Source organism: Citrobacter sp. Cf088 (assembly GCF_030334295.1).
GTDB classification, from domain to species: domain Bacteria; phylum Pseudomonadota; class Gammaproteobacteria; order Enterobacterales; family Enterobacteriaceae; genus Citrobacter; species Citrobacter freundii.
Window position 1 is genome coordinate 408,490 of sequence record NZ_JAOWEE010000057.1, and the last position, 18,367, is coordinate 426,856.

The 18,367-nt window shown below is 51.8% G+C and carries 14 protein-coding genes; 4 read left to right on the forward strand and 10 right to left on the reverse strand.

Annotated features, from left to right (window positions below; translation table 11 throughout):
* Positions 1–52 precede the first annotated feature (52 nt).
* From aspC to pncB, 4 genes are all read right to left on the reverse strand, one after another.
* Entirely contained in the window at positions 53–1,243 is a 1,191-nt protein-coding gene (aspC, locus tag OGV71_RS22955) for an aspartate transaminase (protein WP_003035825.1), read from the reverse strand.
* Between the two features lie 183 nt (positions 1,244–1,426).
* Positions 1,427–2,515 (reverse strand): porin OmpF, encoded by a 1,089-nt coding sequence (ompF, locus tag OGV71_RS22960; protein ID WP_003035828.1) that lies wholly within the window; start codon positions 2,513–2,515, stop codon positions 1,427–1,429.
* A gap of 600 nt (positions 2,516–3,115) precedes the next feature.
* Positions 3,116–4,516 (reverse strand): asparagine--tRNA ligase, encoded by a 1,401-nt coding sequence (asnS, locus tag OGV71_RS22965; RefSeq protein ID WP_003035832.1) that lies wholly within the window; start codon positions 4,514–4,516, stop codon positions 3,116–3,118.
* 167 nt (positions 4,517–4,683) lie between these two features.
* The gene (gene pncB / locus OGV71_RS22970) at positions 4,684–5,886 is read right to left on the reverse strand and encodes a nicotinate phosphoribosyltransferase (protein ID WP_003836860.1); all 1,203 of its coding nucleotides are present in this window, start codon (positions 5,884–5,886) and stop codon (positions 4,684–4,686) included.
* A 266-nt stretch (positions 5,887–6,152) separates the two neighbouring features.
* Between pncB and pepN the strand changes: the two genes are divergently transcribed.
* The gene (gene pepN, locus OGV71_RS22975) at positions 6,153–8,765 is read left to right on the forward strand and encodes an aminopeptidase N (protein ID WP_286534057.1); all 2,613 of its coding nucleotides are present in this window, start codon (positions 6,153–6,155) and stop codon (positions 8,763–8,765) included.
* A 71-nt stretch (positions 8,766–8,836) separates the two neighbouring features.
* On the opposite strand, the gene ssuB is transcribed toward pepN, so the two are convergent.
* From ssuB to ssuE, 5 genes are read right to left on the reverse strand one after another with little or no spacing between them, the layout of a single operon-like run.
* Positions 8,837–9,604 carry an aliphatic sulfonates ABC transporter ATP-binding protein gene (gene ssuB / locus OGV71_RS22980; protein ID WP_003035840.1) on the reverse strand — a complete coding sequence of 256 codons (768 nt, stop codon included), beginning with the start codon at positions 9,602–9,604 and terminating at the stop codon, positions 8,837–8,839.
* A complete protein-coding gene (gene ssuC, locus OGV71_RS22985; protein WP_003035843.1) occupies positions 9,601–10,392 on the reverse strand; it encodes an aliphatic sulfonate ABC transporter permease SsuC in 792 nt (263 codons plus the stop codon). Before ssuC ends, ssuB begins: the two co-directional genes overlap by 4 nt.
* Positions 10,393–10,402: 10 nt before the next feature.
* Positions 10,403–11,548 (reverse strand): FMNH2-dependent alkanesulfonate monooxygenase, encoded by a 1,146-nt coding sequence (gene ssuD / locus OGV71_RS22990; RefSeq protein ID WP_204583792.1) that lies wholly within the window; start codon positions 11,546–11,548, stop codon positions 10,403–10,405.
* Positions 11,545–12,519, reverse strand: a complete 975-nt coding sequence (locus OGV71_RS22995) for a sulfonate ABC transporter substrate-binding protein (RefSeq protein WP_204583790.1) — start codon at positions 12,517–12,519, stop codon at positions 11,545–11,547. The genes ssuD and OGV71_RS22995 overlap by 4 nt, the downstream gene beginning before the upstream one ends.
* Entirely contained in the window at positions 12,512–13,087 is a 576-nt protein-coding gene (gene ssuE / locus OGV71_RS23000; protein WP_115454553.1) for an NADPH-dependent FMN reductase, read from the reverse strand. The genes OGV71_RS22995 and ssuE overlap by 8 nt, the downstream gene beginning before the upstream one ends.
* 243 nt (positions 13,088–13,330) lie before the next feature.
* Between ssuE and pyrD the strand changes: the two genes are divergently transcribed.
* Positions 13,331–14,341, forward strand: coding sequence for a quinone-dependent dihydroorotate dehydrogenase (pyrD, locus tag OGV71_RS23005; protein ID WP_003831973.1), 1,011 nt, complete (start codon positions 13,331–13,333; stop codon positions 14,339–14,341).
* 165 nt (positions 14,342–14,506) lie between these two features.
* Positions 14,507–15,049: a cell division protein ZapC gene (gene zapC, locus OGV71_RS23010; RefSeq protein WP_003035852.1), complete on the forward strand. Its 543-nt coding sequence runs from the start codon at positions 14,507–14,509 to the stop codon at positions 15,047–15,049.
* Here zapC and OGV71_RS23015 read toward each other — a convergent pair.
* The gene (locus OGV71_RS23015; protein WP_086503916.1) at positions 15,046–16,152 is read right to left on the reverse strand and encodes a YcbX family protein; all 1,107 of its coding nucleotides are present in this window, start codon (positions 16,150–16,152) and stop codon (positions 15,046–15,048) included. The two genes, zapC and OGV71_RS23015, sit on opposite strands and share 4 nt — an antisense overlap.
* A 98-nt stretch (positions 16,153–16,250) precedes the next feature.
* On the opposite strand from OGV71_RS23015, the gene rlmKL reads away from it, so the two are divergent.
* A complete protein-coding gene (rlmKL, locus tag OGV71_RS23020) occupies positions 16,251–18,359 on the forward strand; it encodes a bifunctional 23S rRNA (guanine(2069)-N(7))-methyltransferase RlmK/23S rRNA (guanine(2445)-N(2))-methyltransferase RlmL (protein WP_204583786.1) in 2,109 nt (702 codons plus the stop codon).
* Positions 18,360–18,367 lie beyond the last annotated feature (8 nt).

Consider the following 18,367-nt stretch of genomic DNA (forward strand, 5'->3'; position numbering starts at 1 on the left):
ACCGCAGATAAATAAAAAGGCCGCTATTGCGGCCTTTTTTGTACGCGATAGATTACAGTACTGCGACAATCGCTTCGCACAGCGGCGCCATGTTATCTGGCGTCATTCCTGCAACGTTTACACGTCCGGAAGCGACAGCGTAGACACCAAACTCTTCACGCAGACGTAGAACCTGCTCTTTTGTCAGACCGCTGAATGAGAACATGCCGTTCTGTTTGATGATAAAGCTGAAGTCGCGGTTCGCACCTTTCTCCTGCAGCGTATTCACGAACAGTAAACGCATGCGCTGAATGCGTTGGCGCATATCGGTCAGTTCCTGTTCCCAGATGGCACGCAGCGCGTCATTGCTCAGAATCGTGGCAACTACGGATGCGCCGTGCGCTGGCGGGTTGGAATAGTTAGCGCGAATGGCTGATTTCATCTGACTAAACGCACGGTCGACGGTTTCAGCATCAGCCGCAACCAGCGTACAGGCACCTACGCGCTCATTGTACAGACCAAAGTTCTTGGAGTAGGAACTGGCAACGATCAGCTCTTTGTGCAGCGCGGCGAATGCGCGCAGACCTTCTGCATCTTCTTCCAGACCGCGGGCAAAGCCCTGGTATGCGAAGTCAAACAGCGGCAACCACCCTTTCTCGACAGAAAGCTGAGCCAGCGTTTGCCACTGCTCAAGCGTAGGATCGATACCGGTTGGGTTATGGCAGCAGCCGTGGAACAGTACCACATCGCCAGCCTGAGCTTCGCTGAGGCTGGCCAGCAGCGCATCAAAGTCTAATGAGTGGTTCGCTGCATCGTAATAGTTGTATTCACGAACTTCCAGACCGGCAGAGTTAAAGACGCTCTTATGGTTCGGCCAGCTTGGGTTGCTCACCCATACGCGTTTAGCCGACGTATTTCTTGCGAGAAAATCAGCTGCCACGCGCAGTGCGCCAGTGCCGCCAGGGGTCTGTGCTGTACGTGCGCGTTTATCGTTGATAAGCGAACTCGTTTTACCAAACAGTAATTCCTGAGTGCAACGACCAAACTCTGGAATACCGTCAATGCCAAGGTAGTTTTTGGTGGTTTCATTTTCCAGTATATATTGCTCGGCTTTTTTTACGCTGGTCAGTACCGGCGTTTTGCCTGTCTCATCTTTATATACACCGATCCCGAGGTTTATTTTTCCAGGGCGGTCATCGGCACGAAACAAATCAGCCAGACCCAAAATGGGGTCGGCAGGAGCGGCGGTAATGTTCTCAAACATGACGAGGTTCCATAGTGATTACAGAAGGGAAGTCCGCTATCAGGTTAACGGTAGATTTACAAAATGCCAACCGTTACTGACGAAAAGCTGAGGTGTTTTTTTAAGACGCAAGAATTTGCTAGCAGATATAAAAAAACAGGACCGAAGTCCTGTTTTTAAGGCATTTAACAAAGAGGTCTGCTATTAGAACTGGTAAACGATACCGAGTGCTACGGTGTCGTCAGAGTTCACACCCAGTTTGTTGTCAGAATCGATCTGGTTGATCTGGTAGTCAACATAGGTGGACATGTTTTTGTTGAAGTAGTAGGTTGCGCCTACTTCAATGTAGTTCACCAGATCTTCGTTACCTACACCTTCTACGTCTTTCGCTTTAGATTTGTTGTAGGAGATGGACGGGCGCAGACCGAAATCGAATTGGTACTGAGCGACAACAAAGAAATCTTGCGTTTTGTTGGCGAAGCCGCTGGTGGTCACGCCATTCTGGGTAGTGGAGAGGCGGGTTGCGTTACGGGTTTCACCGTAGTTCGCTGCCAGGTAGATGTTGTTAGCATCGTACTTCAGGCCGGTTGCCCACTGTTCAGCTTTTTTGCCACCGTTAGCGTAGAAAGAGTTTTCCTGCGCGTTGGTACGGTCAGCTGCACCGTAAGCACCAACGATACCGAAGCCATCCATTTCGTAGCTTACAGAACCGCCAACGCCGTCGCCGTTAGAACGACCGGTATTGCCATCACGCTCGTTTTTACCCAGATACTGGATACCGAAGTTCAGGCCGTCAACCAGACCGAAGAAGTTAGAGTTACGGTAGGTCGCAACACCACCTACACGGCCAACGAAGAAGTTGTCGCTGTACGCGGTATCACCACCAAATTCTGGCAGCATATCGGTGTAACCCAGGGCATCGTAAACGATACCGTAGTTACGACCGTAGTCGAAAGAGCCCAGATCGGCATATTTCAGACCAGCAAATGCCAGACGGGTTTTGTTACCATTCTGAGCGTCGCTGCCGCCTTCGGAGTTGTTACCGGCAAAGTTGTATTCCCACTGACCGTAACCGGACAGATCGGAATTAATCTGAGTTTCCCCTTTGAAACCAAGACGGGCATAAGTCTGATCGCCATCGTTGCCAGCGTTATCAGAAAAATAGTGCAGACCTACGGTTTTACCGTATACATCCAGCTTGTTGCCATCTTTGTTATAAACTTCTGCAGCGTTAGCTGCCCCGGCTACCAGCAGAGCAGGGATAACCACTGCCAGAATATTGCGCTTCATCATTATTTATTACCCTCATCGGTTTTTATATGACACCTGCCACTGCCGCCAATAAATTCCGTCAATGAAAATTTACGGAACTATTGATGAGAGTTTGGTGTCTTTATGTGTCTGACAGGCATCTTTCCATTCAAACTACCGTTTCGCTACCGTCAAAGTGCTACAAATATAAAGATTTGGTTTCAAAAAGAAAAAATGTGTAACAAGATGTTATTTTTGTGCAACTTTGTGAACAGCGTCAAACTTCGGATACCCTTGCGCCCAAAATTCTCGTTTTTATTTCTATTTATATGATTTTCTTATATTTAATTTTGCTAAGGTTATTTTTTCTCCGTAATACCGGAAAGTTTGGATTTTACAGGTAACGATTTTTGGACGTCTGGAGTGCCGTGCGAAAGGCTAAAAAATGTACTATTTAATCAGAAAATGCTAATCCACAATAAAATTACTGGTTATTTTTTGTGCAAATGTATTGCGATGAAATATTACGTAACAGGTGGAGGGGATTGAAAGGTTGTGTTTAACGTGAGATGGGTATCCAGATAACATGAAAAGGGTATAAAAAAGGCCAGCAATGCTGGCCTTTGAAACAATAACGCACGTTTAGAAGGTGGCGTTACGCGGAGTGCGCGGGAACGGAATAACATCACGGACGTTTTGCACGCCGGTGACGTAAGCGATCAGACGCTCGAAGCCCAATCCGAAGCCGGAATGCGGAACGGTACCGTAGCGACGCAGGTCGCGATACCACCAGTAATCCTCTTTGTTCAGACCCATTTCCAGCATACGGGCATCCAGCACGTCCAGACGCTCTTCACGCTGAGAACCACCGATGATTTCGCCGATTCCAGGAGCCAGAACGTCCATTGCAGCAACGGTTTTACCGTCTTCGTTAAGGCGCATATAAAACGCTTTGATATCTTTCGGGTAGTTTTTCACCACCACCGGCGCTTTAAAGTGCTCTTCAGCAAGATAACGTTCATGCTCGGAAGACAGATCCACACCCCAGTAAACCGGGTTTTCAAACTGTTTGCCGCATTTTTCCAGAATGCTTACCGCGTCGGTGTAATCCACCTGCGCGAAGTCAGCGTCAATGAAACGTTCCAGGCGTGAAATCGCGTCCTTGTCGACACGTTCAGCGAAGAATTTCATATCATCTGCACGCTCTGCCAGTACGGCTTTGAACGCGTATTTCAGCATCGCTTCAGCCAGGCCTGCAACATCGTTCAGGTCAGCGAACGCCACTTCTGGTTCCAGCATCCAGAATTCTGCCAGGTGACGACTGGTGTTAGAGTTTTCTGCACGGAACGTCGGACCAAAAGTATAAATTTTGGACAGAGCGCAGGCGTAGGTTTCACCGTTCAACTGACCGGAAACGGTCAGGAAGGCTTCCTTACCAAAGAAGTCTTTATCGAAATCGACTTTACCCTGATCGTTACGCGGCAGGTTTTCCAGATCCAGCGTAGAAACACGGAACATTTCACCGGCACCTTCCGTATCGGAAGCGGTGATCAGCGGAGTCGATACCCAAAAGAAACCCTGCTCGTGGAAGAAGCGATGCAGCGCTTGCGCCAGCGTATGACGTACGCGCGCTACCGCACCAATCATATTGGTGCGCGGACGCATATGCGCCACTTCACGCAGATACTCGATGCTGTGACGCTTAGCCGCCATTGGGTAGGTATCAGGATCTTCAACCCAGCCCGCGACTTCAACTTCAGTGGCCTGAATTTCAAAGCTCTGTCCTTGTCCAGGTGATGCAACGACTTTACCCGTTACGATAACTGAACAACCCGTCGTCAGGCGCAGTACGTCCTGATTGTAATTGGGCAGAGAATTATTGATGACGGCCTGTACAGGATCAAAGCAGGAACCGTCATAAACGGCGAGGAAGGAGATGCCAGCTTTTGAATCTCGGCGGGTACGCACCCATCCGCGCACGGTGACTTCGCTGTCAACGGCTACGCGGCCCTGGAGTACGTCGGCTACAGGCACAACGCTCATAATATTCTCTCTGTTAATAGTCGGATATATAAACACATGTCCACCCATAATGGGGGGGATACCTATGTTACCTGGCATCTGCAATCAGACAAGCAGAATTCGTAGCTGGAGTGAAAGATTTCGGAAATAAACGCGAATAAGGGAGCCAAAATGGCTCCCTGGAAGGATTAACTGGCTTTTTTAATATGCGGGAGATCGAAGGCTTTGCGCAGTGCACGAACAAATGCTTTATCGTGGCAGATGGTTTTACCCGGGCTGTCAGATAACTTCGCCACTGGTTTGCCGTTACATTCCACCAGCTTAATTACGATATTAAGCGGCTTAACCTGTGGAATGTCGCATGTTAGCCGTGTCCCAATACCAAAACTCAACTGTACGCGGGAAGAGAAGTGGCGGTAGAGTTCAATCGCTTTTTTCAGATCGAGGTTATCTGAAAAGACCAGCGTTTTGCTCAGCGGATCAATACCCAGTTTTTCATAATGGGCGATGGCTTTTTCACCCCATTCCACCGGATCGCCTGAGTCATGGCGTAATCCCTGATAGCGGGTCGCAAACTCAACGCCAAAGTCGCGTAAAAATGCGTCCATGGTGATGCAATCGGTCAATGCAATGCCGAGTTGATCAGGATACTCATTTAACCAGGCGGCCAGGGCTACACGTTGGCTGGTGGCAAGTTCAGGACTGATTTGCTGATGAGCCTGGAACCACTCATGCGCCTGCGTACCCATTGGGGTTAATGACAGGCGGCGGGCCAGATCGTAGTTACTGGTACCGACAAACCAGGGCTCTTGCTGCAGGCGTTTAACGATAGCCTGCTGTACTTCGCGCGAAAAACGACGACGCGTACCGAAATCCATCAAATGGAAGCGGGACATATCGACATCTTTTGTTAAAGCAGAGAATTCTACTAGTTTGCTTTCCAGCTCATCGAGTGCCTGCGGGACGCCTGATTCAGGTGAGCGATAACGGTGCACCAGTTCGCTAATCACCGCTAACAGCGGGACTTCCCACATGATCACTTCACGCCACGGACCGGTTAAGCGGATGTTTAGCTTACCGTTATCATTGGTGACGCAAACCTGTTCCGGGTTATAGCGGAAATCACGTAACCAGGTGAGGTAATCAGCTTTAAAGAAAGGCAGGCCGGAGAGCCACTGGTACTCATCCTCCTGCAGTCGCAGGTGCTGCATAGCATTCACCTGCTCACGAATAGAATCGGCATAAATACCGAGCAGGTCATCGCCACGGCAACGAAATTCAGCCGCTACTTGTACGTCATAGTAGTGGTGAAAAACGGCTTGCTGCATATGCAACTTATAAGCGTCTGTATCCAGCAGCGAGTGCAGAACAGGAGAAGCGAATTGTGTCATAGGTGCGCAGTAGCATCCTCTCACGGGAGCGTTTAGTACAATAAACAACTAAGAAAACCGCTGGAGTATACCCTGTTTAGCGATTTATTGAACCCCGATCACACCATAAGCTCTCTTTCTGGTCGAGGGCAATTCGTGCCACGTGTTATAAAAATGTAGCAAAAAGGGTGTTTGTGCCTGAAAAGATGAACATTCTGCGTAGCGCGATTTACGCAACAGGAATAGACTGAAGCCGAGACTCTATTAAAGATGCTAAAGGTTTTTTTATGACACAACAGCCACAAGCCAAATACCGTCACGACTATCGTGCGCCGGATTACCAGATTACTGATATTGATTTGACCTTTGACCTGGATGCTGAAAAAACCGTGGTCACCGCAGTGAGCCAGGTTGTCCGTCATGGCGCGTCCGACGCGCCCCTGCGCCTGAATGGCGAAGATCTGACCCTGGTGTCGATCCACGTAAACGACGAGCTGTGGACAGAGTATAGAGAAGAAGAGGGCGCTCTGGTCATCAATCTACTGCCGGAACGTTTTACGCTGCGTATCGTGAATGAAATTAGCCCAGCGGCGAATACCGCGCTGGAAGGGCTGTACAAGTCAGGCGATGCGCTGTGTACCCAGTGCGAAGCAGAAGGTTTCCGCCATATTACCTGGTATCTTGATCGCCCGGACGTGCTGGCGCGTTTTACTACCAAAATCATCGCCGATAAAACGCAATATCCGTTCCTGCTCTCCAACGGTAACCGCGTGGCGCAGGGTGAACTGGAAAATGGTCGTCACTGGGTACAGTGGCAGGATCCATTCCCGAAACCGTGCTATTTATTTGCGCTGGTAGCCGGTGATTTTGACGTCCTGCGCGATACTTTTACTACCCGCTCAGGGCGTGAAGTGGCACTGGAACTGTACGTCGATCGCGGTAACCTGGACCGCGCGCCATGGGCGATGACCTCGCTGAAAAACTCCATGAAATGGGATGAAGAGCGCTTTGGCCTCGAGTATGACCTCGACATCTATATGATTGTCGCTGTGGATTTCTTCAACATGGGCGCGATGGAGAATAAAGGTCTGAACATCTTTAACTCCAAATACGTGCTGGCGCGTACCGATACCGCCACCGACAAAGATTACCTTGATATTGAGCGCGTTATCGGTCACGAATATTTCCATAACTGGACCGGCAACCGCGTGACCTGTCGCGACTGGTTCCAGTTGAGCCTGAAAGAGGGTTTAACTGTGTTCCGCGATCAGGAGTTCAGTTCCGATCTCGGCTCACGTGCGGTAAACCGCATCAGCAATGTGCGTACCATGCGCGGTCTGCAGTTTGCTGAGGACGCCAGCCCGATGGCGCATCCTATCCGCCCGGATATGGTCATCGAAATGAACAACTTCTATACCCTGACCGTGTACGAGAAGGGTGCGGAAGTGATTCGTATGATCCACACCCTGTTGGGTGAGGCTAACTTCCAGAAAGGGATGCAGCTGTACTTTGAGCGTCACGACGGTAGCGCTGCAACCTGTGATGATTTTGTGCAGGCGATGGAAGATGCGTCTAACGTTGATCTCTCCCATTTCCGCCGCTGGTACAGTCAGTCCGGTACGCCGATTCTGACCGTGCGTGATGACTATAACCCATCAACTGAACAGTACACGCTGACCATTAGCCAGCGCACGCCGGCCACGCCGGATCAGGCTGAAAAACAACCGCTGCATATTCCATTCGCTCTCGAGTTGTATGACAACGAAGGGAAAGTGATCCCGCTACAAAAAGGCGGGCACCCGGTGAATTCCGTACTCAACGTCACCCAAGCAGAGCAGACGTTTGTCTTTGATAACGTCTACTTCCAACCGGTTCCGGCGCTGCTGTGCGAATTCTCCGCGCCGGTAAAACTGGAATATAAATGGAGCGATCAGCAACTGACCTTCCTGATGCGTCACGCGCGTAATGATTTCTCTCGTTGGGACGCGGCGCAAAGCCTGCTGGCGACCTACATTAAGCTCAACGTTGCCCGCCATCAGCAGGGACAACCGCTGTCGCTGCCGGTACACGTGGCCGATGCATTCCGCGCAGTTTTGCTGGATGAGAAAATCGATCCGGCGCTGGCGGCAGAGATCCTGACGCTGCCTTCAGTAAATGAAATTGCCGAACTGTTCGACATCATTGATCCGGTGGCGATAACCGAAGTACGCGAAGCGTTAACCCGCACGCTGGCCGCCGAGCTGGCGGATGAATTCCTCGCCATCTATAACGCTAATCATCTTGATGAGTACCGCGTTGAGCATGCCGATATTGGCAAGCGTACGCTGCGTAACGCCTGCCTGCGATTCCTGGCTTTTGGCGAAACCCATCTGGCTGACACGCTGGTAAGCAAGCAGTACCGTGAAGCGAACAATATGACCGATGCGCTGGCGGCGCTATCCGCGGCAGTCGCTGCGCAGCTTCCTTGTCGTGACGCGTTGATGCAGGAGTATGACAATAAGTGGCACCATGACGGTCTGGTGATGGATAAATGGTTTATCCTGCAATCCACCAGCCCGGCTAGAAACGTACTGGAAACGGTACGCGGCCTGTTGAAGCATCGCTCTTTTAGCATGAGTAACCCAAACCGCATCCGTTCTCTGATCGGTGCCTTCGCGGGCAGCAACCCGGCAGCATTCCATGCGGAAGATGGTAGCGGTTATCAGTTCCTGGTTGACATGCTGACTGAGCTCAACAGCCGTAACCCGCAGGTGGCGTCACGCCTGATTGAGCCGCTGATTCGCTTAAAACGTTATGATGCAAAACGTCAGGCGAAGATGCGTGCGGCGCTGGAACAGCTGAAAGGTCTGGAGAATCTGTCAGGCGATCTGTTCGAAAAGATCTCTAAAGCGTTAGCCTGATAATATTGCCGGATGGGTCCGGCCTACCATTCACGCGTAGGCCGGATAAGCGGTAGCGCCATCCGGCATTTTTAACCTTGCTTGCGTAGCTGAACTTCATTGTCGCCACGCTGCATCACCCGGTTCAACACCTCGGCTTCCAGTTCTGTCAAACGCACGGAACCAATCCGGCGAGGTCGTGCAATATCCACCGTTAAATCCAGCCCGATTTTTCCGTCCTCAATCAGCAAAACGCGATCGGCCATTGCTACCGCTTCGCTGACGTCATGGGTGACCAACAGTACGGTAAAGCCGTGCTCTTGCCATAAAGAGACGATCAGCTCCTGCATTTCAAGGCGGGTTAAGGCATCCAGTGCGCCGAGGGGTTCATCCAGCAGCAGCAGACCAGGACGATGAATTAATGCCCGGGCCAGGGCCACGCGCTGTTTTTGTCCGCCAGAAAGCGCTGCGGGCCACTCCTGAGCACGATTCTCCAGTCCAACGGCGGCCAGCGCATCTCGGGCTGCATTGTGCCAGTGACCTTTCAGACCCAGACCGACGTTATCGATAACCGTCTTCCATGGCAGCAGACGCGCATCCTGAAACATCATACGCGTATCATCCTGAATTTCCGCCAGTGGGGTGGTTCCGGCAAGTAATGCGCCTGAGGTGGGCGACTCCAACCCTGCCAGCAGACGCAGCAACGTGCTTTTACCACCACCGCTGCGGCCAACTACGGCAACGAATTGCCCGGCCTGTATATGCAAATCTAACTGATTGAGCACCGTATTGGCGGCGTATTGTTTTGTCACGGCGCTCAGCAACAGCGGCGTACCCTGGTTCAAGCGAGCGGTATTCATACGGTAGCCTCCTTTATATGGTAAGCCGGGTGCCAGCGCAGCCAGACTCGCTCCAGCAATTGGGCGCTGACGTCGGCAAGTTTGCCGAGTAAGGCGTAGAGAATAATGGCCACCACGACCACATCGGTTTGCAGAAATTCGCGGGCGTTCATCGCCAGGTAGCCAATACCGGCATTGGCTGAAATGGTTTCTGCGACGATAAGCGTCAGCCACATCAGCCCGAGAGCGAAACGCACGCCGACCATAATTGAGGGCAGGGCGCCAGGGAGGATGACATGAACAAACAGTGAAAAGCCGGACAACCCATAGCTGCGCGCCATCTCTACCAGCCCACGATCGATATTACGGATCCCATGCCAGGTGTTGATGTAAATCGGGAACAGCGTGCCCAACGCAACGAGAAAGATCTTGGCGGATTCATCAATGCCGAACCACAAAATCACCAGCGGGATCAGCGCCAGATGCGGTACGTTACGCAGCATCTGCACCGAGGTATCCAGCAGGCGTTCTCCCCAACGCGAAAGACCGCTGATCAGTCCCAGCGTCAGGCCAATCGATCCTCCGATGGAGAATCCGATCAGCGCGCGCCAGGAACTGATGGCCAGATGCTGCCAAAGCTCGCCGCTGGCGGAAAGCGTCCAGAAGGCTTCGATAACACCCTCTGGAGAGGGCAGTATGCGGTTGGACAGCCAGCCCATTGATGATGCGAGCTGCCAGAGCGCCACCAGACCTACCGGTAAAAACCAGGGCGCGAGGCGCAATAACCATCTGTTTTTCGTCGTTGCCATTAGCCGCTCCTTAGCTTTGAGCGACTTTGCGCGGGATGAATTCGTTTGCAACCGCTTCGCCTTGCTGTTGCAGGCGCTGCGGTTGCGGAATTTCTGGTATCGCGACATCCAGATGCGGGAACAGCAGCTCACCAACCTTGTATGCCTCTTCCAGATGCGGATACCCGGACAGCACAAAGCTGTCGATTCCCAGCGCGGCATACTCGTTAATACGTGCTGCGACCGTAGGACCGTCTCCAACCAGTGCGGTCCCTGCGCCACCGCGTACCAGTCCTACCCCTGCCCACAGGTTCGGACTAATTTCCAGTTTGTCGCGTTTACCGTTGTGCAGTGCAGCCATTCGCTGCTGACCAACCGAATCCGTTTTTGAGAAAGCGGCCTGGGCTTTGGCGATGGTATCGTCATCCAGATGGACTATCAGACGATCCGCTGCCTGCCATGCCTCGTGCGTTGTCTCTCGTACGATCACATGCAGACGAATACCGAAGCGAATCTTACGCCCGAGCGCCGCTGCTTTGGCCCGCACCTGTTCAATCTTCGCTTTCACCTGTTCGGGCGGCTCGCCCCAGGTCAGGTAGAGATCAACCTGTTCTGCAGCAAGATCTTGTGCGACATCAGACGAGCCGCCGAAATAAAGCGGTGGTCGGGGTTGTTGTACGGGAGGGAAAAACAGCTTCGCGCCGCGGACGTGAATATGTTTGCCGTTGAAATCCACCGTTTCACCTTGCAGCAAGCGCCGCCAGACCTGAGTAAATTCAGCAGAGGCTTCATAGCGCTCGGTGTGATCGAGGAACACGCCGTCGCCTGCCAGCTCCTGTGGATCGCTGCCGGTCACCAGGTTAAATAACGCCCGGCCATTTGAGAGTCTGTCGAGCGTTGCAGACTGACGTGCGGCAACCGTTGGCGAGGTAACGCTTGGACGCAGCGCGACCAGAAACTTTAATCGCTGGGTGACCGGGATCATCGAGGCGGCGACCAGCCAGGCATCTTCGCAAGAGCGACCAGTTGGGATCAGAACGCCGGTAAACCCAAGACGATCGGCCGTTTGCGCGATTTGTTGCAGATAACCGTGATCGACAGGGCGCGAACCTTCTTCCGTTCCAAGATAATGACCGTCACCATGGGTGGGTAAAAACCAAAACATGTTCAGACTCATAATTTTTCTCCTGCCTGCTGAGTGGGTTGCCAGATACGCTGGCGAATATCGATTTTTTTCGGCACCAGACGGTTGTCATAAAACAGATCGGCGGTTTGTTGTTGCAGGGTTGCAACAGAGGCGTTGACTGGCACAATGGTGGTTGGCGGACGGTGATCCAGATAAGACGCAATCACCGGTTCTGGCAGTCCCATGGTTTTGGCCAGCAGGGTAATACTTTGCTGGCGCTGGCTGAGGGTTAACGCATCGGCCTGGCTAAAGGTATCCAGTACGCCAAGAACAAATGCGCCATTTTTCTCGGCATAGGGACGGGCGGCGAGATAAAACGAACCGGTTTGCTTGAGGTCTGAGCCGTCTTTTAGCACGCGTACATCACCTTGTAGTAACGCGGCGGAATAATAGGGGTCCCAGATAGCCCATGCATCAACGTTTCCTTGCTGAAAGGCTGCTCGCGCGTCGGCGGGAGTCAGATAGGTCGGTTGAATATCGGTAAATTTCAGTCCGACCTGTTGCAGCGCCCGGAGCAGTAAATTGTGGGCGCTGGACCCTTTCTGGAAGGCGACTTTATGTCCTTTAAGCTGCGCGACGCTCTGGATCGGGCTATTTTTCGGCACCAGAATCACTTCTGCTTTCGGCTTGGGCGGCTCGACGCCTACGTAAACCAGATCGGCTCCGGCAGCCTGGGCGAAAATTGGCGGAATATCACCGGTGCTGCCGAGATCGATACTGCCGATGTTGAGCGCTTCCAGCATTTGCGGCCCAGCCGGGAATTCAATCCACGAGATTTTGGTCTGCGGGTAGCGTTTCTCCAGTAGCTGATGGCTTTTGGCCAGTACCATACTGACGCTTCCTTTCTGGTAACCAATACGCAAGGTATCGGGGGCCGATTCTGCGGCATGCCCCAGAGTTGACAGCGACAACAACCCACTCAGTGCCAGCCATGACGTGTGACGCTTGAGCCGATCAAACATGCGCGGCACCTCGCAGGGTGTTCAGTTGAGGAAGTTGGACATCGCGACGATGCAACGCCAGCCAGAAGGTATCAAGCGCACTGTCCAGACGCTGCTGAAGGTTGGGCGTAAACTGAGGTTTATGTTGATAATCAATGACCTGTGAATCATCGGCAAACACACCGTGCAGGATCTCCTGGGCCTTTAATGCGCTCAGTACCGGTTTCAGCGCGTAATCGACGGCAAGCAAATGTGCCACGCTGCCGCCGGTAGCCAACGGCAAAACTACTTTCCCTTCCAGCGCTCGCTCGGGGAGCAGATCGAGCAGGGTTTTCAGGGCGCCAGAGTAAGCGGCTTTATAGACCGGCGTGGCGACAATCAGCCCGTCTGCATCCTGCAATTGTTCGCTAAATGTGTTCAGCGCCGGACTGTCGAAACGGGCATAGATCAGGTCTTCCGGGGCAAAGTTATGCAGGTTCCAGTGAAAGACTTCGACATCATGACCGTTTAGTTTTTCTCGGGCATATTCCAGTAACGCGCTGGAGCGAGAGGGAAAGCGTGGGCTTCCCGCCAGAGTAATGACGCGCATAATTTTAATCTCCACTTATAACTAATTGTTTGCTTTTAGTTAACATTGATAACAATTTATGCAGTCTGGCAGAGAGATTTTGTTTATCGAAATGATTTATACGGGATAGAAAAGTTGGAAATTGAATAAAAAGGCAGGGGCCAGGAAAACGATTGCTATTTATTGCCGCAGGTCAATTCCCTTTTTGCTCGCGATCGCACATAATACGCCCCCGGTTTGCACACCGGGAATCCAGGAGAGTTCATGTACTACCCCTTCGTTCGTAAAGCCCTTTTTCAGCTCGATCCAGAGCGCGCTCATGAATTGACATTCCAGCAATTACGTCGCATTACCGGCACACCGCTTGAAGCGCTTGTGCGCCAGAAAGTACCGGCAAAACCGGTTACCTGTATGGGGTTGACGTTTAAAAATCCGCTCGGGCTTGCTGCCGGACTGGATAAAGACGGGGAGTGCATTGATGCGCTCGGCGCGATGGGATTTGGTTCCATTGAGATTGGTACCGTGACGCCACGCCCTCAGCCGGGTAACGATAAACCGCGTCTGTTCCGTCTGGTCGATGCAGAAGGTTTGATCAACCGTATGGGGTTTAATAACCACGGGGTTGATAACCTGGTTGAGAACGTTAAAAAATCGCATTTTGACGGTATTCTGGGGATTAATATTGGTAAGAATAAAGATACTCCAGTAGAGAACGGCAAAGATGACTATCTGATTTGTATGGAAAAAGTCTATGCTTATGCGGGTTATATCGCGATTAATATCTCTTCACCGAATACGCCGGGATTACGTACGCTGCAATACGGCGAGGCGCTAGACGATCTCCTGACGGCAATTAAAAATAAGCAAAATGATCTGCAAGCGATCCACCATAAATATGTTCCAGTGGCGGTAAAGATCGCGCCGGATCTTTCTGTGGAAGAACTGATCCAGGTTGCTGACAGTTTAGTTCGTCATAATATTGATGGCGTAATTGCGACTAACACTACGCTCGATCGTTCTCTCGTTCAAGGAATGAAAAATTGCGATCAAATGGGTGGCCTGAGCGGTCGACCGTTACAATTAAAAAGTACAGAAATTATTCGCCAGTTGTCTCAGGAATTAAAAGGCCAGCTGCCGATTATTGGTGTTGGTGGTATCGACTCGGTGATTGCTGCACGTGAGAAAATAGCTGCTGGTGCCACCCTCGTACAGATTTATTCGGGCTTTATTTTTAAAGGTCCGCCGTTGATAAAAGAAATCGTCAGCAATATCTGAATGCTACCTTAATCACAAACCAGGGCTTTATTTCTAGCCCTGGTTGTTTTATATTCCTTTACTGTTGCTTATTTAAACATTCTGAGCTTTTATTATTAGGGCAATAAACGAAGCGGCAAAAGGATACTGTCGTAACGGTGATGATTAAGGAAAGGAGAGAAACTGATGCGAATTAAACCCGACGATAACTGGCGCTGGTATTATGATGAAGAGCACGATCGTATGATGCTCGATTTAGCCAATGGCATGTTATTCCGTTCGCGTTTTGCTCGTAAAATGCTCACTCCTGATGCATTTTCTCCGTCAGGTTTTTGTGTTGATGACGCCGCGCTATATTTTTCCTTTGAAGAAAAATGTCGCTACCTGGATTTAGCCAAAGAACAAAAAGCGGAACTGGTGCTCAATGCGCTGGTGGCGATTCGTTATCTCAAACCGCAGATGCCGAAAAGCTGGCACTTTGTTGCACACGGTATTAACTGGTCACCGGTCGTGGGTGACGCTGCCTGTGTTGATTTAAGCGATACCGATGAACAGGTAAACCTGTTAGTGGTTGAGCCGGGTGAAAACGCCGCGCTTTGTCTGCTTGCGCAACCTGGTGTGGTTATCGCCGGGCGTACGATGCAGCTTGGCGATGCGATTAAAATAATGAATGACAGACTGAAACCGCAGGCCGTTGTTGACAGTTTCAGCCTTGAGCAGGCGGTTTAGCTCTCCAGCCTGATTGCCGTTTTGGGAACACAACTGCAGCACAGAATCGTTCCGTCGTCCCCTATCGCTGATTTCTTCAACGGGCTAACTTCGCCATCTACCAGTCGAATTCGACAGCATCCGCAAATGCCTGCCCGGCATGAATAGGGAACCCGGATACCCTGGTTTTCCAACTGCTCAAGCAATACCTGCTGATTATTTCCGCGAAAGGTTTGTCCCTGCCAGTCAATAAGCACCGTGGCATCAGGTTGTTGTTCGTGGGCAGTGTCGTCTGATTCCGCCGCGCCGTACGCTCTGGCGAGGCCGGTTGCCAAAATTTCTACCTCATCGCCGACGCGAATAACGCCACTGTTGCGTGCGATAAGATTCTGGCCGAAATCGACATCGCCGTTATCTACCGCAGTACGGAAGGTTTGCAGTGTTGCGAGCGGTTCGCCGGATGGATGTTTCTGGCCTTTTTCCGGGCTAACCGTAGTGAAAATACAGCGGCTACAGGGTTTTGCAACATCAAAAATGACGTCGCCAATACGAATCACTTTCCAGGTATCTTCTTCCCAGGCGCCAGCTCCTGAAACCACCAGATTGGGGCGAAACTGTTCCATTTTGACGCTTGCCGGACAGCGCTGTTGCACATCGCGCAGGGATGCTTCGTTGGCCAGCAGATAGGGATAACCATCAGCGAAGGATAAAGGAACATCAACATGTCGTTTTACACGGCGCGTCAGCTGCGGACCGACCCAGCGTAGCTGCACGTCACGGGAGAAAAAACTGCTAAGCCACTGGTTAATAGCCACTGGCGCAATGCGCGCGGTAAAATGATTTCCCCATACTTCAGTTGGCGCATCCTGGGTGGCGAAGTCGGCAAACCGTACGAGCGCACTGCTGCCGTCTGGAGCCGTAAGATGCAGCCCATCGTGGAATGGGGAAGGCGTAAAACGGACCATTTGTGGGAACTGGCGGGCGGTTATGAACGTTCCATCAGGTTCAGTGATCATAAATATGCGATCAAAGGCGAGACCGCTAATATCTGCCAGGGCATGCGTAAGCCCAATGCCGCGCATTGATTTAACCGGATGAATAAAAAGTCGGGTTAACGTGACCACTGTACAGCCCCTCGAATGAAAATAAGCCTTCAACTTTATGACATACAGCCCATATTAGCTATAATGCGCAGCAATTTTCTCGGAGTAAAAGTGACATTATGAATTCTCTGTTTGCCAGTACGGCCCGCGGGCTGGAAGAGCTGTTAAAAACTGAACTGGAAAACCTCGGCGCGCTGGAGTGTCAGGTCGTTCAGGGTGGGGTCCATTTTAAGGGCGACACACGGCTTGTTTACCAGAGCCTGATGTGGAGTCGCCTGGCCTCGCGCATTATCCTGCCGATGGGAGAGTGCAAGGTCTACAGCGATCTTGATCTGTACCTCGGCGTTCAGGCAATCGACTGGACAGAGATATTTAACCCTGGTGCTACGTTTGCCGTTCATTTTAGCGGCCTGAACGAAACCATTCGTAACAGCCAGTACGGTGCGCTAAAGGTCAAGGATGCGATTGTCGATGCATTTACCCGTAAAAATATGCCGCGTCCGAATGTGGATCGTGAATCTCCGGATTTGCGCATCAACGTCTGGTTGAACAAAGATACCGCCAGCATTGCGCTCGATCTGAGCGGTGATGGTTTGCACCAGCGTGGCTATCGCGATCGCGCGGGTCAGGCACCGATTAAAGAAACGCTGGCCGCCGCTATTGTTATGCGTTCTGGCTGGCAACCGGGAACCCCGTTACTCGATCCGATGTGTGGTTCCGGCACACTGCTGATTGAAGCGGCGATGTGGGCAACCGATCGCGCGCCGGGCCTGCACCGCGGGTACTGGGGCTTCAGCGGTTGGGCGCAGCACGACGAAGCCGTCTGGCAAGAAGTTAAAGCCGAAGCGCAGGTGCGTGCGCGTAAGGGACTGGCTGACTATACCTCGCATTTTTATGGATCCGACAGCGATGCGCGAGTGATTGAAAAAGCGCGCAGTAACGCTCGCCGCGCCGGTATCGCCGATCTGATGACGTTTGACGTTAAAGATGTCGCCAAACTGAGCAATCCGTTGCCGAAAGGACCGTATGGGACAGTTATCAGTAACCCGCCTTACGGCGAACGTCTGGATAGCGAACCGGCGCTGATTGCCCTGCACAGCTTGCTGGGCCGTACGATGAAAAACCAGTTTGGCGGCTGGAATTTGTCGCTGTTCAGCGCCTCTCCGGATCTGCTCAGCAGCCTGCAATTACGTGCCGACAAGCAGTTCAAGGCGAAAAACGGCCCGCTGGATTGTGTGCAGAAAAACTATCACGTTGCAGAGATCACCGCGGACAGCAAGCCTGCCACGGTCGCGGAAGATTATGCTAACCGCCTGCGCAAGAACATCAAGAAACTGGAAAAATGGGCGCGTCAGGAAGGCATTGAATGTTATCGCCTGTATGACGCTGATCTGCCGGAATACAACGTTGCTGTGGATCGTTACGGTGACTGGGTCGTGGTTCAGGAATATGCTCCACCGAAGACCGTTGATGCGCAAAAAGCGCGCCAACGCCTGTTTGACATTATTGCCGCAACGCTGTCAGTACTGGAAATCGCGCCCAATAAACTGGTGCTGAAAACCCGTGAACGCCAGAAAGGCAAGAATCAGTATCAGAAGATGAATGAGAAGGGTGAATTCATTGAGGTAAGCGAGTACAACGCGCGCCTGTGGGTGAACCTGACTGACTACCTTGATACGGGTTTATTCCTCGATCACCGTATTGCGCGCCGTATGCTGGGGCAGATGAGTAAAGGTAAGGACTTCCTTAACCTGTTCTCCTACACCGGCAGCGCCAGCGTACATGCAGGATTGGGCGGTGCGCGTAGCACCACGACGGTTGATATGTCGCGTACCTATCTGGAATGGGCGGAACGCAACCTGCGTCTGAACGGCCTGAGCGGTCGCGCTCACCGTTTAATTCAGGCCGATTGCCTGGGCTGGTTGCGTGATGCCAATGAACAGTTTGATCTGATTTTCATCGATCCACCGACGTTCTCTAACTCAAAACGTATGGAAGACTCGTTTGATGTGCAGCGCGATCATCTGGCGCTGATGAAAGATCTGAAACGTCTGCTGCGTAAAGACGGCACGATCATGTTCTCCAACAACAAACGTGGGTTCCGTATGGATCTCGACGGTTTGGCTGAACTGGGATTGAAAGCACAAGAAATCACCCAAAAAACGCTTTCCCAGGACTTTGCCCGTAACCGTCAGATCCACAATTGCTGGCTGATTACCGCAGCCTGAAAGGAAAA

Coding starts and splice junctions, on each gene's coding strand:
- aspC (WP_003035825.1), bottom strand. CDS start 1,243: ATGTTTGAGAACATTACCGCCGCTCCTGCCGACCCCATTTTGGGTCTG.
- ompF (WP_003035828.1), bottom strand. CDS start 2,515: ATGATGAAGCGCAATATTCTGGCAGTGGTTATCCCTGCTCTGCTGGTA.
- asnS (WP_003035832.1), bottom strand. CDS start 4,516: ATGAGCGTTGTGCCTGTAGCCGACGTACTCCAGGGCCGCGTAGCCGTT.
- pncB (WP_003836860.1), bottom strand. CDS start 5,886: ATGACACAATTCGCTTCTCCTGTTCTGCACTCGCTGCTGGATACAGAC.
- pepN (WP_286534057.1), top strand. CDS start 6,153: ATGACACAACAGCCACAAGCCAAATACCGTCACGACTATCGTGCGCCG.
- ssuB (WP_003035840.1), bottom strand. CDS start 9,604: ATGAATACCGCTCGCTTGAACCAGGGTACGCCGCTGTTGCTGAGCGCC.
- ssuC (WP_003035843.1), bottom strand. CDS start 10,392: ATGGCAACGACGAAAAACAGATGGTTATTGCGCCTCGCGCCCTGGTTT.
- ssuD (WP_204583792.1), bottom strand. CDS start 11,548: ATGAGTCTGAACATGTTTTGGTTTTTACCCACCCATGGTGACGGTCAT.
- OGV71_RS22995 (WP_204583790.1), bottom strand. CDS start 12,519: ATGTTTGATCGGCTCAAGCGTCACACGTCATGGCTGGCACTGAGTGGG.
- ssuE (WP_115454553.1), bottom strand. CDS start 13,087: ATGCGCGTCATTACTCTGGCGGGAAGCCCACGCTTTCCCTCTCGCTCC.
- pyrD (WP_003831973.1), top strand. CDS start 13,331: ATGTACTACCCCTTCGTTCGTAAAGCCCTTTTTCAGCTCGATCCAGAG.
- zapC (WP_003035852.1), top strand. CDS start 14,507: ATGCGAATTAAACCCGACGATAACTGGCGCTGGTATTATGATGAAGAG.
- rlmKL (WP_204583786.1), top strand. CDS start 16,251: ATGAATTCTCTGTTTGCCAGTACGGCCCGCGGGCTGGAAGAGCTGTTA.